We start from the raw sequence: 5,142 nt of genomic DNA, 5'->3' as shown, positions 1-5,142 counted from the left end.
CGACTACCGCGTCACCGCGCGCCAGGAAAGCGAGTTCATCGAAAAAATCATCGTCCCGCGCGCCAGCGCCGAGCAGCTGTTCCGTGCCTATAAAGTGTCAAAGCGCCTGGACGACGACATCTCCGCCGTCTGCGCTGCCTTCAATCTGCGCGTGGAAAACGGCGTGATCGCCGACGCCCGGGTGGCCTTCGGCGGCATGGCGGCGATTCCGAAACGCGCTGCGCACTGCGAAGCCGTGTTGCAAGGCGCGCCGTTCAACAACGCGGTGATCGAGCGCGCCTGCGCCGCGCTGGCCGAAGATTTCACACCGCTCTCGGACTTCCGCGCCAGCAAGGAATATCGCCTGCTCAGCGCGCAGAACCTGCTGCGCAAATACTTCATCGAACTGCAAACACCGCACATCGAGACTCGGGTGACCGCTTATGTCTAATCATCACGCCGTAGAGAAGACCCAGGCTGAATTGGCCGAATTGTTCGCCAAGGATCTGACCACCGGTGTCGGCCGCAGCGTCAAGCACGACAGCGCCGCCAAGCATGTGTCCGGTGAAGCGCAGTACATCGACGATCGCCTGGAATTCCCCAACCAGTTGCACCTGTATGCGCGCCTGTCGGACCGCGCCCACGCGAAAATCCTCAGCATCGACACGTCGCCGTGCTACGCCTTCGAAGGCGTGCGCATTGTCATTACCCACGAAGACGTGCCGGGCCTGAAAGACATCGGCCCGCTGATGCCGGGCGACCCGCTGCTGGCCATCGATGACGTGCAGTTCGTCGGCCAGCCGGTGCTGGCAGTCGCGGCGAAAGACCTGGAGACCGCGCGCAAGGCAGCAATGGCGGCGATCATCGAATACGAAGATCTGGAACCGGTGCTCGACGTCGTCGAAGCCCTGCGCAAACGCCATTTCGTGCTCGACAGCCACACCCACCAGCGCGGCGACTCGGCCTCTGCACTGGCCACGGCGGAACACCGTATTCAGGGCACGTTGCACATCGGCGGCCAGGAGCACTTCTATCTGGAGACACAAATCTCCTCGGTGATGCCCACTGAAGACGGCGGCATGATCGTCTACTGCTCGACGCAGAACCCGACCGAAGTGCAGAAACTGGTCGCCGAAGTGCTCGACGTGTCGATGAACAAGATCGTCGTCGACATGCGCCGCATGGGCGGTGGTTTCGGTGGCAAGGAAACCCAGGCCGCGAGCCCGGCGTGCCTGTGCGCGGTGGTCGCGCACCTCACCGGCCAACCGACCAAGATGCGCCTGCCGCGCGTCGAAGACATGCTGATGACCGGCAAGCGCCACCCGTTCTACGTTGAATACGACGTCGGCTTCGACAGCAGCGGCCGTCTGCACGGGATCAACATGGAGCTGGCCGGCAACTGCGGCTGCTCGCCGGACTTGTCTGCTTCGATCGTTGACCGGGCGATGTTCCACTCGGACAACTCCTACTATCTCGGCGATGCCACCATCAACGGTCACCGTTGCAAGACCAACACCGCCTCGAACACCGCTTATCGTGGTTTCGGTGGCCCGCAAGGCATGGTCGCCATCGAAGAAGTGATGGATGCGATTGCCCGGCACCTGAAGCTCGACCCGCTGGCGGTGCGCAAGGCCAACTACTACGGCAAGACCGAGCGCAACGTCACCCACTACTACCAGACCGTCGAGCACAACATGCTCGAAGAGATGACCGCCGAACTGGAAGAAAGCAGCCAGTACGCCGAGCGCCGCGAAGCGATCCGTCGCTACAACGCCAACAGCCCGATCCTCAAAAAAGGCCTGGCGCTGACCCCGGTGAAATTCGGCATTTCCTTCACCGCCAGTTTCCTCAATCAGGCCGGTGCGCTGATTCACATCTACACCGACGGCAGCATCCACTTGAACCACGGCGGTACGGAAATGGGTCAGGGCCTGAATACCAAAGTCGCCCAGGTCGTGGCGGAAGTGTTCCAGGTTGAAATCGATCGTGTGCAGATCACTGCGACCAACACCGACAAAGTGCCGAACACCTCTCCGACCGCTGCTTCCAGCGGCGCCGACCTGAACGGCAAAGCCGCGCAGAACGCAGCACAGACCATCAAGCAACGCCTGGTCGAATTCGCCGCGCGGCACTACAAGGTCAGCGAAGAAGACGTCGAATTCCGCAACGGCCACGTGCGGGTGCGCGAGCAGATTCTGACCTTCGAAGCGCTGATCCAGCAGGCGTATTTCAATCAGGTCTCGCTGTCCAGCACTGGCTTCTACAAGACCCCGAAAATCTATTACGACCGCAGTCAGGCCCGTGGGCGTCCGTTCTATTACTTCGCTTTCGGCGCAGCCTGCTGCGAAGTGATCGTCGACACCCTGACCGGCGAGTACAAGATGCTGCGCACCGACATCCTGCACGACGTCGGCGCCTCGCTGAACCCGTCGATCGACATCGGTCAGGTCGAGGGCGGTTTCGTCCAGGGCATGGGCTGGCTGACCATGGAAGAGCTGGTCTGGAACAACAAGGGCAAGCTGATGACCAACGGCCCGGCCAGCTACAAGATCCCGGCGGTGGCGGACATGCCGCTGGATCTGCGGGTGAAACTGGTGGAAAACCGCAAGAACCCGGAAGACACGGTGTTCCATTCCAAAGCCGTCGGTGAACCGCCGTTCATGCTCGGCATCGCCGCGTGGTGCGCGATCAAGGACGCGGTGGCGAGTCTCGGTGATTATCAGCATCAGCCGAAGATCGATGCGCCGGCCACGCCGGAGCGAGTGTTGTGGGGCTGCGAGCAGATGCGCCAGCTCAAAGCGGTGAAAGCTGTCGAAGCTGAAACCGCGGTTGTTTGATGATCGTTCCCACGCTCTGTGTGGGAATGCAGCCCGCGACGCTCTGCGTCGCATCCTGAACAGCGGACGCGGAGCGTCCAGTGATGCATTCCCACGCAGAGCGTGGGAACGATCTGAGAGGTGTGTATGTACAACTGGATCGACGCCCTCGCCGACCTGCAGAATCAGGGCGAGCCCTGTGTGCTGGTGACGATCATCGAAGAACTCGGCTCGACGCCACGCAACGCCGGCTCGAAAATGGTCGTCAGTGCCGACCGCCTGTTCGACACCATCGGTGGCGGGCATCTGGAATTCAAAGCCATGCAGATCGCCCGCGAGATGCTCGCCAGCGGCAAGCAGGACACCCATCTGGAGCGCTTCAGTCTCGGTGCCAGCCTCGGCCAGTGTTGCGGCGGCGCCACGGTGTTGCTGTTCGAACCGATGGGCCAGGTGCAGGCGCAGATTGCCGTGTTCGGTGCCGGCCACGTCGGTCGCGCCCTCGTGCCGCTGCTGGCCAGCCTGCCCTGCCGGGTGCGCTGGATCGATTCGCGCGAGGCCGAGTTCCCCGACCACATCCCCCACGGCGTGCGTAAAATCGTCAGCGAAGAGCCGGTGGATGAAGTCGATGACCTGCCCGCCGGCAGCTACTGCATCGTCATGACCCACAATCATCAGCTCGATCTGGAACTGACCGCGGCGATTCTCAAGCGCAACGATTTCACCTGGTTCGGCCTGATCGGCTCGAAAACCAAACGCGCCAAGTTCGAACACCGTCTGCGTGATCGTGGTTTCGACCCGAGCGTGGTGCAGCGCATGCGCTGCCCGATGGGCATCGGCGAAGTCAAAGGCAAATTGCCTGTGGAAATCGCCATTTCCATCGCCGGCGAAATCATCGCCACTTACAACGCCAATTTCGGCCAGCACAGCGCCCGCGCCGAACCGATTGCCCGATTGCTGCCCGCCTCGCGCCGCAGTCAGGCCGCCAAACTCAAAGCCTCAAACTGATTAGAGAACCCTCATGCCTCTGACTCGCAAAGCCTACCGCGCCGCCATTCTGCACAGCATTGCCGACCCTGCCGAAGTCGGCATCGAAGCCTCCTATGAATATTTCGAGGACGGCCTGCTGGTGGTCGACGACGGCAAGATCAGTGCCCTCGGCCACGCCAGCGAACTGCTGCCAACCCTGCCGGCAGATATCGAGATCAACCATTATCAGGATGCGCTGATCACACCGGGCTTTATCGACACACACATTCACCTGCCGCAGACCGGCATGGTCGGCTCCTACGGCGAGCAACTGCTCGACTGGCTGAACACCTACACCTTTCCCTGCGAAAGCCAGTTTGGTGATAAGGCCCACGCCGACGAAGTGGCCGATATTTTCATCAAGGAACTGCTGCGCAACGGCACCACCACGGCGCTGGTGTTCGGCAGCGTGCACCCGCAATCAGTCAATTCGTTTTTTGAAGCGGCGGAAAAGCTTGATCTGCGCATGATCGCCGGCAAGGTGATGATGGACCGCAATGCCCCGGATTATCTGGTCGATACCGCCGAATCCAGCTACGTCGACAGCAAGGCGCTGATCGAGCGCTGGCACGGCAAGGGCCGCTTGCACTATGCGGTGACACCGCGCTTCGCCCCCACCAGCACCCCGGAACAACTGACCCTCGCCGGGCAATTGCTGACTGAATACCCGGATCTGTATATGCAGACCCACATCAGCGAAAACCTCAAGGAGATCGAGTGGGTCAAGGAGCTGTTCCCGGAGCGCAAGGGCTACCTCGACGTCTACGATCATTACCAATTGCTCGGCGAACGCTCGGTATTCGCCCACGGCGTGCACCTGTGTGACGAAGAATGCGCGCGACTGGCGGAAACCGGCTCGGCGATCTCGTTCTGCCCGACCTCGAACCTGTTCCTCGGCAGCGGCCTGTTCAACCTGCCGATGGCCGAGAAACACAAGCTCAATGTCGGCCTTGGCACCGACGTCGGCGGCGGCACCAGTTTCTCGCTGCTGCAAACCCTCAACGAAGCCTACAAGGTCATGCAACTGCAGGGCGCGCGGTTGAGCCCGTTCAAGTCGCTGTACCTGGCGACCTTGGGTGGTGCGCGGGCGCTGCGCCTGGAAGACAAGATCGGTAACCTGCAACCGGGTTCGGATGCCGACTTCCTGGTGCTGGATTACAACGCCACGCCGCTGCTGAGTTATCGCTTGAAGCAGTCCAATAACATTGCCGAGACGTTGTTTGTGTTGATGACCTTGGGCGATGACCGGACGGTGCAGCAGACTTACGCTGCGGGGGCGCTGGTGCATCAGCGCTAACCTCTTCGCACTGATCGTCCCCAC

The 5,142-nt window shown here is 61.4% G+C and carries 3 protein-coding genes and 1 pseudogene; all 4 read left to right on the top strand.

The features are described 5' to 3' along the window. Positions 1-430: pseudogene (locus tag OQK_RS19460) on the top strand (xanthine dehydrogenase small subunit); the annotation flags it as partial. Then, positions 423-2,816 (top strand): xanthine dehydrogenase molybdopterin binding subunit, encoded by a 2,394-nt coding sequence (gene xdhB / locus OQK_RS19455; protein ID WP_016773848.1) that lies wholly within the window; start codon positions 423-425, stop codon positions 2,814-2,816. The pseudogene OQK_RS19460 and the gene xdhB, both read left to right, overlap by 8 nt. Positions 2,817-2,942: 126 nt before the next feature. Beyond that, positions 2,943-3,800, top strand: coding sequence for a xanthine dehydrogenase accessory protein XdhC (gene xdhC / locus OQK_RS19450; RefSeq protein WP_016773847.1), 858 nt, complete (start codon positions 2,943-2,945; stop codon positions 3,798-3,800). Positions 3,801-3,813: 13 nt separating this feature from the next. After that, positions 3,814-5,118, top strand: coding sequence for a guanine deaminase (guaD, locus tag OQK_RS19445; protein WP_016773846.1), 1,305 nt, complete (start codon positions 3,814-3,816; stop codon positions 5,116-5,118). Positions 5,119-5,142 lie beyond the last annotated feature (24 nt).

It is taken from the genome of Pseudomonas sp. R62, from assembly GCF_000257605.1.
GTDB classification, from domain to species: Bacteria; Pseudomonadota; Gammaproteobacteria; order Pseudomonadales; family Pseudomonadaceae; genus Aquipseudomonas; species Aquipseudomonas atacamensis.
Note: the sequence above shows the minus strand (reverse complement) of the source record. Positions and strands in the feature narration are given on the sequence as shown.